The 13,928-nt window shown below is 68.4% G+C and carries 14 protein-coding genes; 1 reads left to right on the top strand and 13 read right to left on the bottom strand.

Annotation, left to right across the window (positions count from 1 at the left end):
* Nucleotides 1–42 precede the first annotated feature (42 nt).
* From WBA11_RS02765 to WBA11_RS02720, 10 genes are all read right to left on the bottom strand, one after another.
* The gene (locus tag WBA11_RS02765; protein ID WP_424519197.1) at nucleotides 43–1,155 is read right to left on the bottom strand and encodes a PQQ-binding-like beta-propeller repeat protein; all 1,113 of its coding nucleotides are present in this window, start codon (nucleotides 1,153–1,155) and stop codon (nucleotides 43–45) included.
* Nucleotides 1,155–4,154: a BamA/TamA family outer membrane protein gene (locus tag WBA11_RS02760; protein WP_424519196.1), complete on the bottom strand. Its 3,000-nt coding sequence runs from the start codon at nucleotides 4,152–4,154 to the stop codon at nucleotides 1,155–1,157. Before WBA11_RS02760 ends, WBA11_RS02765 begins: the two co-directional genes overlap by 1 nt.
* 165 nt (nucleotides 4,155–4,319) lie before the next feature.
* Nucleotides 4,320–4,799 (bottom strand): hypothetical protein, encoded by a 480-nt coding sequence (locus WBA11_RS02755; protein ID WP_424519195.1) that lies wholly within the window; start codon nucleotides 4,797–4,799, stop codon nucleotides 4,320–4,322.
* A gap of 155 nt (nucleotides 4,800–4,954) precedes the next feature.
* A complete protein-coding gene (locus WBA11_RS02750) occupies nucleotides 4,955–5,998 on the bottom strand; it encodes a bifunctional phosphoglucose/phosphomannose isomerase (RefSeq protein ID WP_424519194.1) in 1,044 nt (347 codons plus the stop codon).
* A gap of 29 nt (nucleotides 5,999–6,027) precedes the next feature.
* Nucleotides 6,028–7,890, bottom strand: a complete 1,863-nt coding sequence (ptsP, locus tag WBA11_RS02745; protein WP_424519193.1) for a phosphoenolpyruvate--protein phosphotransferase — start codon at nucleotides 7,888–7,890, stop codon at nucleotides 6,028–6,030.
* Nucleotides 7,891–7,938: 48 nt separating this feature from the next.
* Nucleotides 7,939–8,208, bottom strand: coding sequence for an HPr family phosphocarrier protein (locus WBA11_RS02740; RefSeq protein WP_424519192.1), 270 nt, complete (start codon nucleotides 8,206–8,208; stop codon nucleotides 7,939–7,941).
* Nucleotides 8,209–8,210: 2 nt separating this feature from the next.
* On the bottom strand, nucleotides 8,211–9,197 hold the full coding sequence (locus WBA11_RS02735) for a polyprenyl synthetase family protein (protein WP_424519191.1): 987 nt from the start codon (nucleotides 9,195–9,197) through the stop codon (nucleotides 8,211–8,213).
* Nucleotides 9,197–9,847 carry an adenylate kinase gene (locus WBA11_RS02730; protein WP_424519190.1) on the bottom strand — a complete coding sequence of 217 codons (651 nt, stop codon included), beginning with the start codon at nucleotides 9,845–9,847 and terminating at the stop codon, nucleotides 9,197–9,199. Before WBA11_RS02730 ends, WBA11_RS02735 begins: the two co-directional genes overlap by 1 nt.
* A 60-nt stretch (nucleotides 9,848–9,907) precedes the next feature.
* Nucleotides 9,908–10,540, bottom strand: a complete 633-nt coding sequence (locus tag WBA11_RS02725) for a hypothetical protein (protein WP_424519189.1) — start codon at nucleotides 10,538–10,540, stop codon at nucleotides 9,908–9,910.
* Between the two features lie 3 nt (nucleotides 10,541–10,543).
* On the bottom strand, nucleotides 10,544–10,999 hold the full coding sequence (locus WBA11_RS02720) for a phage holin family protein (RefSeq protein ID WP_424519188.1): 456 nt from the start codon (nucleotides 10,997–10,999) through the stop codon (nucleotides 10,544–10,546).
* A gap of 258 nt (nucleotides 11,000–11,257) precedes the next feature.
* Between WBA11_RS02720 and WBA11_RS02715 the strand changes: the two genes are divergently transcribed.
* Entirely contained in the window at nucleotides 11,258–11,557 is a 300-nt protein-coding gene (locus WBA11_RS02715) for a NifU N-terminal domain-containing protein (protein ID WP_424519187.1), read from the top strand.
* Here WBA11_RS02715 and WBA11_RS02710 read toward each other — a convergent pair.
* From WBA11_RS02710 to WBA11_RS02700, 3 genes are read right to left on the bottom strand one after another with little or no spacing between them, the layout of a single operon-like run.
* The gene (locus WBA11_RS02710) at nucleotides 11,554–12,708 is read right to left on the bottom strand and encodes a ribonuclease D (protein WP_424519186.1); all 1,155 of its coding nucleotides are present in this window, start codon (nucleotides 12,706–12,708) and stop codon (nucleotides 11,554–11,556) included. The two genes, WBA11_RS02715 and WBA11_RS02710, sit on opposite strands and share 4 nt — an antisense overlap.
* 8 nt (nucleotides 12,709–12,716) lie before the next feature.
* On the bottom strand, nucleotides 12,717–13,295 hold the full coding sequence (locus WBA11_RS02705; RefSeq protein WP_424519185.1) for a redoxin domain-containing protein: 579 nt from the start codon (nucleotides 13,293–13,295) through the stop codon (nucleotides 12,717–12,719).
* The gene (locus WBA11_RS02700) at nucleotides 13,292–13,849 is read right to left on the bottom strand and encodes a TlpA family protein disulfide reductase (RefSeq protein WP_424519184.1); all 558 of its coding nucleotides are present in this window, start codon (nucleotides 13,847–13,849) and stop codon (nucleotides 13,292–13,294) included. Before WBA11_RS02700 ends, WBA11_RS02705 begins: the two co-directional genes overlap by 4 nt.
* Nucleotides 13,850–13,928: the final 79 nt, after the last annotated feature.

The following is a 13,928-nucleotide window of genomic DNA, read 5'->3' as shown; positions in this document are numbered from 1 at the left end:
CGCTTGCGGCGACCAACACGCTGAGCAGGAGTGCGAGTCGCGTCATGGCACCGATTGAAACGCCACGACGTGTCTCGGCTCCACGAGTGCGATCAGCAACCCGCCGCCGACGCCGAGGGCGCTCTTGACGCGGCCCCGGAGCTCGGTCGACCAAGTCTCGACGCCCGTCTCGCGGTCGAGCAGCACCAGGCGCCGGTCCATCGTGCCGACCGCGATCTGGTCGTCGACCGCGACCGGCGTCGCTGTCACGTTGCCGTCCGTTCGGTAGCGCCACCGCTCAGCGCCGTCCTCGAGGTCGAACGCCCGAACGGTGCCGTCCGTGAAGCCGACGACGACCAGGCCGTCCGAGACGGCGGCCGGCGACGCCCGGAGCACGCCGTCCGTTTGGACGCGCCACCTCGCCCTTCCCGTCTCGGCCTCGAGGACGACGACGGCCCCCCGCGTGGTGGTCACGACGACGGCACCCTCGGCGACGGTGGGCGTGGCGTAGATCGGGGCACCCGCCCCGTAGCTCCACAGCGGCTCGCCGTCGACGGCGCGGAGCGCGGCGACGCCGCCGTCGTCACTCGCGATGAGAACCGCCGGTCCACCCTCGACCTCTAGGGCGACGGGCGCGGCGTGGTACTGGGCGCCGCCCGACCCCCCGGCCCACAAGTCCAGATCCCACAAGACGGCTCCGCTGGCGGCCTCGAGGGCGACGACTTTCGATTGCAATAACGGCACAACGAGGACGGAGCCCGTGCGCACCACCCCGGCCACCGACGCTCCCCCCCTCCAGCGCCACAGCCGCCGCCCGCTGTCGACATCGAGGGCGTAGACGCTGCCGTTCTGCTCAGCCGTCGAGACGTAGAGCACCGCTCCACTTTCGGACGTCGCGATGGCCCCTTCGACACTGTCCCCGAACTCCCCGACGCCGGCGGTGCTGCCGGTCTCTCGGTCCAAGACGACGACCTCTCCGCGCCTCGTGCCCACCACGACGTATCGCTGCGTGACGGTCGCTGGAGACGGCCCGAAGGCGGCCTGCACGTCGCGTTCCCATGCCTCTGTAATCGGGAGGGACGGCGGAGTCGCGTCTCGCTCTCCCAACGGGTTTCCCAGTTGAATCGACGAGCACCCAGCCAAACCGAACGCGAGCAGAAGAGCGAGCGTCCGCATTAAAAGTCGAAGCCGAAGAAGAACTGGCTGAACGGCTTGCGCTCGCTCCAGTCGAACCCGTCCCCGAAGCGGTACCCGACGTCGTACCGCAGCACGACGGCGCCCAGAAGGTTGGCGCGGATCCCGGCGCCGAACGACCCCTTGGTCGTCCCGACCAACAGGTCCTCTCCCGCTCCGATCAGTGAGAAGTCAGGGTCGCGGAAGACATCGTTGTAACCGTCTGTCCAGTTGTGCGCCGCGTCCACGAACAGAGCTCCGCGCAAGCCCGCGATGATCGGGAAGAGCGGCGGTCGGCGGGCCAACGGGAAGCGCAGCTCGTGCGACGTGAACCACAGCTTGGAGCCTCGGACGCGGAGGAACGGGAAGCCTCTCAATGACCATGACCCGCCGATCAAGTTGAGCCGCGCCCGGCGCCCGACGTTGGCCTGCACCAATCCCCACGACGCGAACGTCACACCGTCCGTGATCCGCAGGTAGTTGCGAACGTCCGCCCCGACCGAGAAGTAGCTCTCATTCGACAGCCACACGTCCGTCGCGTAGCCGACGCTCAGGTTGGCCCTAAACCCTTGGGCCGGTCCCCACCGGCTGTAGAGCGCGTGGTCCTCGACGAGCGTGATCGAGTTGGCCAAGACGGCCGTGCGCAACGTGTCGAACGACGAGGCCAACCCATCCGTCGACCGCAGCAGTCCCGTTTTCGACCCGACCCCGAACGACGTCTCGATATCGACTCGGCGGAACAGCGAGAGCGGGTAGCTGACGAGGCCGAGCGCCCCGACGGTTTGCTCGTAGGACGGAATGCGGGACGGTTGCTGAGGGTCCGTCCGGTCGAAGCGCGGGCCGGCCAGCCGGAAGGCGCCGTAGCCGAAGTTGGCCCGTCGGCCGAGGTGCAGACGCGTGACGGACACGTTGAGGCCGTCGAGAAACGACCGGCCGGTCTGGAAGGAGTTCGACGAGTAAGCCGTGACGTAGAACCGGTCGTTGCCCAGCATGTCCGAGAACGAGACCGTCGCTCCGCCAGCCTGCGCACTCGCCGTCGTCGTGGTCGCGAACCCACCTTGGGCGATGTCGAGTTGGTAGCGGCGTCGGTACGGCTCGGCTCGGACGCCGTCGGCTTCGTAGCGGGCGTACGCCCACGGCTCTGTCGCTGGCGGTGGGCGGCCTGCGGTCACCGTCTGCTCGGGCGCGGCCTCGAGGGAGTCGAGGTCGAGAGCGCGGACCGTGAACCGGAAGTCTTCGAAGGAGGCGAACACGAGAGAGCTGTCACTCGCCCACACCGGGTCGAACGCCGCGCTCGTCAGGCGCGTGAGCTGGCGCAGCATCGCCGGCGCGTCGTCACCCGCTTCGACCTCGAGGACGGGACCGGACGCGTCGGCGAGCAGGTCCGTGGGCGCATCGAGGTCGGCGACCCACAGGTCTTGGGCGCTAAAGTGACCGTCGTTCTGCCGGCGGGAGCTCGCGAAGGCCAGGCGCCGGCCGTCGGGGCTCCACCGCGGCGACAGGTCCACCTGGGGACCGGCCGTGACGTGTCGGATGTCGCCCGACTCGAGGTCGTACGTGAACAGGTTGCGCGCGCCCTCGACGCCCCAGGCCGTCCGGTCGGACGAGAACACGATCGTGGAGCCGTCGGGACTGAGATCGGGGTCGCGGTCGTTGTAGGTGTCGTGGGTGAGCTGCCGCAGCGTCCCGCTGCCCTCGACACCCGTCCCACGGTCGAAAAGGTAGAGGTCGCCCTGGCCGCCCCGGTCGATCCCCACGAACGCGATCCGCTGCCCGCCCGTGTCGACCGTCGGCGAGTAGAGCGCGACCAGCTCGTCGAAGCCGATCATCGCGAGCCGCTCGTCGGCCTCGAGGTCGTACAGGTGGACCACGTCGGTGGCGCCGCGCTTGGTGACGAAGGCCATGACGCCGTCGTCGGAGACGTCGATGCGGCTGTCGAACAGGTGGAGCGCTTCGAAATCCAGGCTCCGCTCGCCCTCGATGACCGTCCTCGGCTCCCCGGCGGGCCGCAAGTCGTCGTCGACGGGCTGGGCCATGACGGCGGAGTAGCTGCCCCGGTTCGAGTAGAAGATGACCTCGCGCTGGCCGTCGGGCCGTGTCCAGATGGCGGGCTTGGCGTTGAACCCGCGCGCGGCGATGGGCTCGGTCGTCAAGGACGCGACGTCGGCGCCGACCATCATCGGCTCGTACTGGTCGCGGATCCACTGCTCGAACCGGTCCGAGACTACGTCGTCGGGCTCGCCCAGGACGACCTCGATGACCTCGCCGAAATCGAGGTCGCGCCACGCCTCTTCGATCAGGCCCAACAGCCGCTCCTCTCCGTAGGTCTCAGAGACGAAGTGGCAGAACGCCTCGCCTTCCTTGTACATCACGTAGGAGCCGCGGATGCGGTCCATGTCGTGGAGCGGGACCAGGAAGTTCGACGCGACCGCGTCGCGCAAGATCATCTCGTGGTTGTAGTCCCGGTCCCCGCTCCAGTACTCGGCGATCCCCTCCGTGAACCAGAGCGGGAGAAACTGGTCGGTCGGCCGGCGGTGGTCGCGCAGAACGCGGGCGATCTTGTTGAACGTGAACACGTGGACGAGCTCGTGCCGGATCACACGCGTGAACCGTCCCAGGTCGCCGTCGGCCGGGATCACGACCCGGCCCTTCAGGAACTCGAAGAAGCCCCCGACGCCGTCCGGGATGAACCCCGGCGTGGTGTTGGTCTGCTTAAAGTGGAGGTTCGTGGCGTAGAAGATGAGCGGGACGCGGTGGTTGAGCGACAGGTCAAACCGCGTCTCCAAGACCTCGTAGTGATCCTCCGCCTCTTGCGCGCCGATCTCGGCCAGTCCTTCGGCGCCGTCGTAGTAGTAGACGTCGAAGTGCTCGGTGCGGAGCACGTTCCAGTCGAACCCGTCGTACTGGATCTTATTCCTGCCGAACCCCTGGGCGCTCGCTCCGACCGCGCCCGAGAGGAGCACGGCGACGAGCAAGCGACGGAAGAGCCGGGTCGGAGTCATAGGCGAGGCCCGCCACGGCGGGGCCGCACGCTAGGCACGGTCCCGGGCAGATGCAAGGGCACAACCCCCTCCCGCCGCACTTGGTGCCTGTCCACCCATCGGCGCGTCCTCGAGGGCGACGCGTTAACGCCGGACGCCGGAGGCCAACCTCGAGGTCGGCCCGCTTCAGTTTCTGGCGACAGCCTGGTTGTAGGTCCAGACGGCGCGGGACTGCTCGCGCTGAGCCTTCAATGTGAACGCAGAACCGACGACCGTGACGGCTATGGCCCCGAGCAGAAACGGTGTCGACGAACCGACGAGCGCGGTGCCGTCGGATCCGAGGTTGTCGGCCGCAGCGAGAGCTCCCAGGACGGCCCCGCCGGCAGCGACGATCGCGAATCCGCCGACCATGTACCGCCGTGAGGACACGGCGTGATCGACGGCTTGGGGCACATCCTCGACGTGGTCGATTAGGCCGCCGCCGAAGAGCCCGAACCGGCCGACGACTTCTTCTTGGCCCGGGAGGCCGCGGACGATTTCGGTCCCGCGGAAGAAGGCAGCCTCGAGCCGGATCGCGCAATCTGAGTACGTGCAGGCCTGTTCGGGCGCGACCGGCTGGGCCGCGACGGCGGAGGCAAACAGGACGGAGACGAGGATCGCGCGCATCGGCCGGAGGGGTCAGGGTGAGTCAGAGTAACCGATGCGGGCTGCCGGCCTCGAGGCACAATGCGGCGACCTCGAGGACGGACCGCGACCTCGAGGACGGACCGCAGCACCATAGCAGGACGAAGCGCGTCGAGATGCGCCGCCCTCGAAGACCGCTACGCCAACGTCTTCTTGAGCTGCTGAATCGTCTCGACCGGCGTCGGGTCGACGCCCTTGCGCATCGCGAGCCAGAAGCTGGCCGCGTCGCCGAGCTGGATCATCGACAGCATCCGGTCCAGCCTCGAGTCGCCCTCGGACTCGAGGACGGTCCACCCGCCGACCGAGTCCTCGACCAAGACTCGCGTCGCGTCGAACCGCTTCGACACCTGCCCATGGTCGTCGGCGTCGCGCAGGGCGACGACCTGCATCGTCGACAGGATGGCGTCTGGCCCGGCCTCGAACCCCATGATCTCGTTGTGGTCGAGCTCCGGCAGGACGTTCCCGACGGCCGGGTGCTTTGCGTTCTCATGGATCTGGGTCCGCCACCGCAACCCAACGGCCTCGAGCAACCCGACGCCCGTGTAGACGACGGGCAGCGCGCCCTCGAACAGCCTGGACAGATCCCGCGCCGGGTTGCCGTCCTCGTCGCGATCGTGGTTCTGGGCGCGAGACCGCGCGGCCTCGAGGGCGGACTCAAACGCCGCGTCCTCGAGGTCGGCGAGCCCGAGCGTTTGTGCGAGCCGCAGGCCGACGCCCAGCGAGTAGCCGAGCGCAGCGCGCGGCTGGAGGCCGCCTGAGATGACGACCACGTCGAACCCCTCAGACTTCGCGTCGGCCTCGAGGTCGCCGCCGGAGGTGATGGCGAGCACGCGGGATCCGCGCCGTTTGGCCTCGGCGTACGCGCTCAGCGTCTCCTCCGTCCCGCCGGAATAGCTGGACACGACGACGAGCGTCTTCTCCCCGACCCATCCTGGAAGCGAGTAGCCTCGGTTCACGGCAAACGGGACGGTGGAGCTGGGGCCGACGAGCCCCGCGACCAAGTCGCCGCCGATGGCCGAGCCGCCCATCCCGCACAACACGATCCCATCGAGGGCGTCGTCCTCGAGGCCGAAGCTTGCGATCGCGGCGCCGCGTGACCACCCTTCCTCGAGGTGGTCGGGGAAGGCGCGGATCGCGCCTCGCATGTCGTCGGGATCGTTTCGGTGGAGCGAGTCGGTCATAGAGATGGGACGTGTGGATCCGCTCGTCGCTAGGACCCGACGCGAGCGGCGACGCGGGCCGAGAGGCCGTCCGGGGCGGGCACGGCCTCGAGGCCGAGGATCGCGGCCAGGTCGGCGTTGTGGCAGGCGAGGAAGTAGTTCAAGAGTCGCTTGACCGACGCGGCGTCGGGCTGGCGAAGAGACCGACGGGCTAGGTCTTCGGCCTCGTCGAGCGAAAACGCCCGCAGGACGCGCTTGACCAACGTGAGGTAGGCCGGGGACGCGCTCAGCGTCCGGATCCCCAGCCCGACGAGGAGCGGGGTCACGCGGGGGTCGGCGGCGACCTCTCCGCAGACGGAGACCGGGATGTCCGCGTCTTGGGCGGCCTCGACAGTCCGAGCGATAAGCGAGAGCACCGCCGGGTGCAGCTCGTGGTAGAGCCCCGCGACGAGGTCATTCCCCCGGTCGACGGCGAGCGTGAACTGCGTCAGGTCGTTCGTACCGATCGAGAAAAAGTCGACGTGCTGGGCGAACGTCGCCGCCTGGAGCGCGACCGACGGGACCTCGACCATGATCCCGATCTGGGCGTCGCGCCGGTGGTCAACGCCCTCGACCTCGAGGTCGTGGCAGACGGCCTCGAGCTGCCGCTTGAACTCGCGGACCTCCTCGAGGCCGGAGATCATCGGGAGCAGGATCTGGAGCGGCGGCGCGTCCGGGACGTCGGCGCCGGCACGCAGGATGGCGCGGAGTTGGGGACGAAGCAGGTCGGGCTTGTCGAGGAGTATCCGGATCCCTCGCCACCCCAAAAACGGGTTCGACTCGCGGTGCGCCATCGGGAGCACCTTGTCGCCCCCCAAGTCCAGAAGACGGAACGTGACGGGGTCCGGCGCGGCGGCCATGACCGCGTCGCGGTAGACCAGGTACTGCTGGGCCTCGTCGAGGGCGCGGCCCTGCGTCAGGAACAGCATCTCGGTGCGGAACAGCCCGACGCCGCGAGCCCCGAACTCGTGCAACAGCGGGAATTCCTCCCGGAACTCCACGTTCGCGCGAAGCACGACCTCGACGCCGTCCTTCGTCGTGGACTCGGCGGCCACCAGGACGTCCTTGTCCGCCGTCATCTTGGCGAACCGGCTCGCCTTGCCCCGCGCGGCCTCGAGGGTGTCAGCCGACGGATCGACGACGACGGTCCCTTCGAATCCGTCAACGATGACGACGCTGTCGGGCTGGACCTGACCCGAGAGACCGTGCAAGCTCACGACGGCCGGCACGCCGAGGGCTCGGGCCATGATCGACACGTGGCTCGTCGGGCCCCCGTGATCGAGGACGACGCCGAGCACGCCTCGACGGCTGAACAAGAGGATGTCCGCAGCCGTCAGGTTCTCCGCAACGACGATCCGGTTCGGGTCGATGCGGGAGTGCGCCCTCCCCTGCTGCAGGTTGCGCAGCACGCGGTTCTGGACGTCCGCGAAGTCCGCGGCCCGCTCCCGGAGCGACGCGCTCGGGCTCGCCTCGAGCCGGCGGCGGTGCTCATCGAGGACGGTCTGGACGGCCCACCCCGCCCCCGTCGCGTGCTCGTGCACGTGCTTCACGACGGCGTCGTAAAACTGGCTATCCCTCAGAATGAGCGCCTGCGCGTGGAAAATCCCGGCCGACGACTCGCCAAGCTTCTGCTGAGCGACGATGGCAATCTTACCCAGCTCGCGCTCGCTGCGCTTGATGGCGCGCTCGAACCGCTCCACCTCGTCCTCGATGCTCGCGGCGTCGAGCGACTCTTTGGTCGCCTGGTACGCCCCGCCCGCGAACAGGTACGCCGGTCCGATCGCGACGCCGGGAGCCACACCGATGCCGTCGACCCGGATCTCAGGTCGGTCAGCGGGCGGGGCCGTCAGCGTTGGGTCGATGATGTCTTCCAATGGGAATTACTCGGCGGCCGATCTTAGGTCGCGGCTCTTCGACGGCGGCTAGACCGCCTCTCCGAAGCCTCTCTCGAAAAGGGCCTCGAGGGCGTCGGCCGCCTCCGTTTCGTCGGACCCCTCGAACAGCAGGTCGAGCGTCGCGCCCTGCTCCGCGGCCAGCGTCATCACGCCGATGATGCTCTTGCCGTTGATCTCGTATCCGTCCTTACGAATGAAGAACTCCGAGTCGAACCTGGCCGCTTCGCGGACGATCATCGAGGCCGGGCGCGTGTGAACGCCGGCTTTGTTTCGGACAGTGACCTCACGAGTGATCATGGCTAGAGCGCCCGGGAGGCGAGTCGGTGAGCGAGGCTCCGCAGGGCGTCCGTGGGAGCGCCGGGCGGCAGAACAGAAAGAGCGTCATCGGCCTCGAGGGTGTAACGACGGACCTCGGACGCCGCCTCATCGAGGACGCCCACAGCACGCAGCCGGTCGCGGACCTCGCTGACACGGTGCACTTCGAGGCGCCCGTCGAGGACGTCGTTCAGCCACCCGCTGTCGTCGGTCTCGGAGCGACCACGGGCCGCGAGCACGAGCCACGTCCGCTTGCCCTCGACCAAGTCCCCGCCGACGGTCTTCCCCCACCCCTCCGCCAGAGCCGTCACGTCCAACAGGTCGTCCTGGATCTGGAAGGCTCGGCCGAGCGCCTTCCCTGCCCGTCGCAGCGCCCTCGAGTCGTCGCGGCTCGCGCCGCCGCACAAGGCCCCGACCTCGAGGGCGAGTTCCAAGAGCGCGCCGGTCTTGCGGTCGATCATCGAGAGGTACTCGTCGACGGTGACGTCGTGGCGCGCCTCGAACGTCATGTCGAGCATCTGCCCCTCGCACAGCCGGGCGACGGCGTCGTAGAACAGACTTTGGGCGTAGGCCGGGTCGAGCCCCTCGGTGCGGACCACCAGGTCATTCGCCAGTCCCATCATCAAGTCGCCGACCAGGATCGCCGTCGCCGTGTCCCACTTTTCGTGGACCGTAGGCCGTCCTCGACGGGTCGCGGCGTGGTCCATGATGTCGTCGTGGACGAGCGTGAAGTTGTGGAAGACCTCGATGCCAAGGGCCGCGCTCATGGCCCGGTCTCGCGCGTCCTGCCCGCCGAACGCCTCCGCGGCGAGGAGCAGGACTGCCGGGCGAACACGTTTGCCACCGGCCGCCAACACGTAGCGCACCGGCTCGTACAGGCGCGCGGGCTCCGAGGGCAGCGGTAGCTCCCCTAGAGCGCGGTTGACCTCGAGGCCGAGGTCCGTCCAGTCCGATGCGGTCGCGGTCGGCATCAGATCCCCGCCAGCCCATGATCTTGAGCGATCGCGTCCTCGATGCGGCCTTGCACGTCCTCGAGGGCGCCGGTCCCGTCGACTTCGAAGTAGCGGACGTGGGCGCGCAGCGTCGCCTCGACGGGAGCCGTGTCGCGCTCGTACACCGACAGCCGGTGGCGGATGGCCTCGGGCTGGTCGTCGGAGCGGTGGACGAGCCGGCCCGGGGGCAGATCGGACGGCGGCGGGTTAAAGTCGAGGTGGTAGATCGCCCCGGTCTCGGCGTCGGTCCGCCGGCGCGACAGGCGCTGGACCAAGTCCTCCTCGGGGACGCGCAGGCTTACGACGGCGTCGAGGGACTTGCCCGCACCGGCCAGGTGCCCCATCAACCACTCGGCCTGGGCGACGGTGCGTGGGAAGCCGTCGAGGACGAACCCCTGGTCCCCGAGCGTCTCGAGCCGGTCGGCCACGACCGCGTTCGTCGTGTCGTCGGGGACCAGCTCCCCTGCGCTGAGGAGCGATGCGACGCGCACGCCGAGGTCGGACTCGTCACGGATGGCGGCCCGGAACAGGTCCCCGGTCGAGAGATGGGCGAGGTCGTGAGCGGTGGCCAGGCGTTTGGCCTGGGTGCCCTTACCGGCTCCGGGAGGCCCGAAGAGAGCGAGTCGCATGCAGATAAAAGTGGACGCTTCGAAGATAACCGGATCCCGCGTTCCGCACGGAGCGCTCCTCTAGTCCTCGTCGTCGGTGAGCGCGTCGATGGCGCTGTCGTGCGGCGTCAGTCGCTGGACCATCATGTCGGCGCCCTTCTTGACCAGGAAGCCGACAGCCGTCGTGAGCGCGACCTCGAAGGCCTGCTCGCGCGGCGTTTTCGGCGCCGTGCTGGAGTCGCCGTAGATCACAGGCATGGTTTCCATCGATCCACGGATCGAGGTCTCAGGGTCCTCACCCTCAGCAACACGCTCCGCGGCGTCCTCGAGGACGTGTGCCAGGCGAGCACGGATAAAGTCGATGTCGTCTTCGGGCCTCGCCGCGACCCGTTTGCGGCGAGCGCGGATGCCGAACAAGGATCCGACGAGGGCTCCGACACCGGCCGCGACGGTGACGATCGTCAGGGGGCGCTCGCGGATGTAGTCCATCAACGGCCGTCCGTTGACGTTGACGTCGTCGGCGATGGTCGTGGCCTCGTGCCTGAGGGCCTCGATGTGGTACTTCAGGTCCCGCTGGCGGGCGTCGAGCCGAGCGCGGATCTCGTCCGCGGTGAGCGAATCGAGGTCGACGGTACCCGTCGAGGCCGGCGGCGCCGGGATGATGCCGGGGCCGGTCTTCTCAGCGGGTAGTTTGGAGTTGGGTCCAGGGTTCATCTTCTAAACAGCTGCTTGTTGGACGCGTCGGCGCTGGGCGTCCTCGAGTTCGTCGCGGGACGCGGACTCCGCGTTGCGTTGTTCTCGCTTGGCACGAGCGACCTCCTCCTGGATTGCGTCGTAGCGACGCTTTGCGAGCCACACCAGCACGCCGCCCGCGACGAGCAAGACGAGCGTAACGATGAGGAAACCGAGTCCATAATTGTCGAGGAGCTGGCCCAAGAACAGAGCGATGGTCACCAGCAGGAACAGGGCCCCAAGGATCAGGAGGATGACACCAGGGATCGCTAGCTTGGCCGCTTCGACCAGGTGCTGGACGCGTTCGATGATCCCGATCACACCCTCGATCTGTCGCTTGACGAGCGCAACGCGCAGCTCGACGTAGTCGCGGAGGTCCTCGGACACCGCGGCGACGTGGTCCGTGATCCGCTCGAGCTTGGTCCGGTGCGGGGGCAGCATCCGCGTCTCCGACGTGATCTCGGCCGGAGGGTCGAGCGTCGGATGAGGCCGAACCGGGACCGGCAAGGTCTCGTGCTTTAGGACCGGAGGCGGCGCCTCCAGGGGCGGCCCGAGCGGCCTCGAGGGCGGCGGAGCGATTGGAGCCGGCCCAACCGGCGGTGGGCTTTGGGGTAAGGGGTCGACGGCCATCCAGAAAAGGCAGGAGCACAGAGGGGCTCCTGGCGTACACCTCACTCTGCTGGAGGTTGCCTCATCTCAATGACGATCAGACCCTGCCCTACGCCGAACCCGAACAGCATCAAGTTCGAAGTGGACGGCGCGCCCCTCATCGAGGACGGACTGCTCGCGCACCACTCGCTCCGAGAGGCCTCCGAACACCCGCTCTCGGTGGAGCTGTTTTCGCTCCGAGGCGTCGAGTCCCTGTTGATCGTGCCGGACTTCGTGACGGTCACCAAGCACCCCGCCGCGGACTGGGACCTCCTCTCGGAGGGCGTCGAGCGCGTCCTCGAAGGCTACCTCGAGGACGGGACCTCGTCTGCCAGAAGTACGGACGGCTAGGTTGCCACGTCGGGCCACCCGTCCTCCGGGTCGAGCCGCACGCCGACATCGCCTCGCAACACGGCCTCGAGGTCGCGGCCGGCGAATTCGTACCGCCAGCCGCTCATCTCCGCCTGGACCGCGTCCGGGCCGGCCTCGACGAGGTCGCCGAGTTGGGACTTGGTCGCCACCAGGATCGGGTCGACGCCCGACCGCTCGCAGCGTCCGACCAAGAAGCCCTGGGCGATCTGCAAGCGGGCCTGCTGACGGAACTCCTCCGGTCCGGGCCGGCCTCGACGCGGCCGGTCCTCGGGCTCGGCCTCGATGCCGAGTTGCACGGCCTCGAGGACGCCGTCGCCGTACCGGCTGATCTGGCGGTCCGTCATCTTGAGCGAGCTGAGGTCGTCGAAGGAGCCCGGACCGTAGTCCGCGATCTTGGCTAGCATCTCGTCCGGCAAGACCATCCGGCGTGTCCGGTCCAGCTTGCGGGCCTCGACCTCTCGCCACGCGGAGACCGTCCGCAGAACGGCTCGTTGGCGTCCCGACATCCGCCCGATGCCTCGGACCTTGACGCGGTTGACCGCCTCGTCCGGGTCGGATTCGAGGTAGAGATCGGGGTCGTCGTACCGGGTCATCTCGTCCTCGACCCAGCCGGTCCGGCCCAGCTCTTCAGCCTTCGCTAGCTGTTTGGTCCGCAACTCGTGGAGGTAGCGGACGTCGGCCGCGGCATACTCCTGCTGGCTCTCAGAAAGCGGGCGCCGAAGCCAATTCGACCGCGTCTCGCCCTTGTCCAGGCGAAGGCCAACGCCCCACTCGACCAGGTCCTGCAGCGACGTTGTGGCTGTCAGCCCGACGAATCCGCCGGCGCGCTGGGTGTCGTACGCGCGCCGGGGGTGGGCGTCGGTCGCTCGCGCCAGGATCTGCAAGTCCTGCGTCGCGTCGTGCAGGATCTTGACGACCGACTCGTCCTCGAGGAGATTACCCAGAGGGCCGAGTTCGCCCTCGAGGGCGACCGTGTCGATCAGGACGATGTCGCCGCCGCCCAACCCCATCTGGACGAGTCCGAGGGCGGGGTAGTAGGTCCGCTCCCACACGAACTCGGTGTCGAGGGCGACCGCTTCGAGGTCGCGGGCACGGGCGCACACGTCCTCGAGGGCGGTGGCGGTATGCAAGAGTCCACTCACTCTCCGGCCCTCTTGATCGTGCAGCCGAAGGCCTGCGTCCGTTGGATTTCGACGGGCAAACCGGCGATGCTTTGGTCCATAGCGAGAGCGAGATACGGCGTGCGGACGCGCTCGCGAGCCGCGGGGCTGTCGTCCAAGGTGCCGTCGTACAAAAGGGTCTGGTCGGGGCCGAAAAAGAAGATGTGGGGCGTGCTCCGCGCCGAGAAGGCGTCGGCCAATCGCCCATCTGTATCGGCGATGACGGGCGCGGGCAACGTGCTCGGCTCCGGGGGCGCGGCCGAGCCGTCTTCGAGGGCGGGATCGCCAGAGTCGACCAAGACGAAGCCGATGCCGGCGGGCGTGTACGTGTCCATGAGTTCCGAGAGTCGCGCCTCGTAGCGGTCCGCCCAAGGGCACACGCTGCTCCAAAACACCACCACGAGACCGGCGTCGCCGGTCACCGCATCGAGGACGACCGTCGAGCCGCTTTGGGCCTGGAACGACTCGCCGGCGAGGGGCAGGCCGCCACCGTAGTCGATCTGCGCCGCTGCCGTCGAGGACAACGCGACGATCAGTGTGAGTGCTCGGATCTTCACGACGCGCTGGGATCGCCGCCGGCGCGAATCGTGGCGACCGTCTCGGACAGGTCGTCGTAGGACATCCGCCCGACGTGCGTGTGCTGGACGATCCCTTCGCCGTCCAGGATCATCGTGATCGGGATGGCGCCGCCGACGAACGGGTTGAGCTGTCGCGTCATGTCGCCCTGGCCGGTGTAGAGGTACGATGGGTCGTCCACCTCATGCTCCGCCAGAAACGCCTTGACGAGCGGCAGGTCGGTCGGCTGGTCGAGCGACACGAACCGGACGGAGACGCCCTCCCCTTCCATTTCGCGGTCGTACTCGATAAACTCCGGGAACTCGAGGCGGCACGGTCCGCACCACGTCGCCCAGAAGTTGAGCACGACCGTCTCGGCCTCGAGGGCGTCGAGGTCGTCCACGAGTGCCGCGGCACTGGCCACCTCGACGATGGGCGAGCTGTACTCGACCTCCGGCTCGGACCCGCCCGTCGCGGTCGCGTCCGTCTGGGGCGTCGGGTCTGACCCGCACGCGCCGAGACCGAGGAGGGTAATGGAAAAGACGAGAGTTCTCATGGACCTTGGATACCGTTGGGCTCGAAACGCCGAGACAGACTGGAAAGTGCCGCTACCGCGAGGGCACTCGCAGGATCGG

Origin of the sequence: Rubrivirga sp. (genome assembly GCF_049648075.1) — a bacterium.
GTDB lineage: Bacteria > Bacteroidota > Rhodothermia > Rhodothermales > Rubricoccaceae > Rubrivirga.
The sequence above is the reverse complement of the archived record's forward strand: the minus strand, read 5'-3'. Positions and strand labels throughout refer to the sequence as shown.

What these genes read in the sequence shown, in the direction of transcription:
- WBA11_RS02765 (WP_424519197.1), bottom strand. Translation starts at nt 1,155, where the DNA reads ATGCGGACGCTCGCTCTTCTGCTCGCGTTCGGTTTGGCTGGGTGCTCG.
- WBA11_RS02760 (WP_424519196.1), bottom strand. Translation starts at nt 4,154, where the DNA reads ATGACTCCGACCCGGCTCTTCCGTCGCTTGCTCGTCGCCGTGCTCCTC.
- WBA11_RS02755 (WP_424519195.1), bottom strand. Translation starts at nt 4,799, where the DNA reads ATGCGCGCGATCCTCGTCTCCGTCCTGTTTGCCTCCGCCGTCGCGGCC.
- WBA11_RS02750 (WP_424519194.1), bottom strand. Translation starts at nt 5,998, where the DNA reads ATGACCGACTCGCTCCACCGAAACGATCCCGACGACATGCGAGGCGCG.
- WBA11_RS02740 (WP_424519192.1), bottom strand. Translation starts at nt 8,208, where the DNA reads ATGATCACTCGTGAGGTCACTGTCCGAAACAAAGCCGGCGTTCACACG.
- WBA11_RS02735 (WP_424519191.1), bottom strand. Translation starts at nt 9,197, where the DNA reads ATGCCGACCGCGACCGCATCGGACTGGACGGACCTCGGCCTCGAGGTC.
- WBA11_RS02730 (WP_424519190.1), bottom strand. Translation starts at nt 9,847, where the DNA reads ATGCGACTCGCTCTCTTCGGGCCTCCCGGAGCCGGTAAGGGCACCCAG.
- WBA11_RS02725 (WP_424519189.1), bottom strand. Translation starts at nt 10,540, where the DNA reads ATGAACCCTGGACCCAACTCCAAACTACCCGCTGAGAAGACCGGCCCC.
- WBA11_RS02720 (WP_424519188.1), bottom strand. Translation starts at nt 10,999, where the DNA reads ATGCTGCCCCCGCACCGGACCAAGCTCGAGCGGATCACGGACCACGTC.
- WBA11_RS02715 (WP_424519187.1), top strand. Translation starts at nt 11,258, where the DNA reads ATGACGATCAGACCCTGCCCTACGCCGAACCCGAACAGCATCAAGTTC.
- WBA11_RS02700 (WP_424519184.1), bottom strand. Translation starts at nt 13,849, where the DNA reads ATGAGAACTCTCGTCTTTTCCATTACCCTCCTCGGTCTCGGCGCGTGC.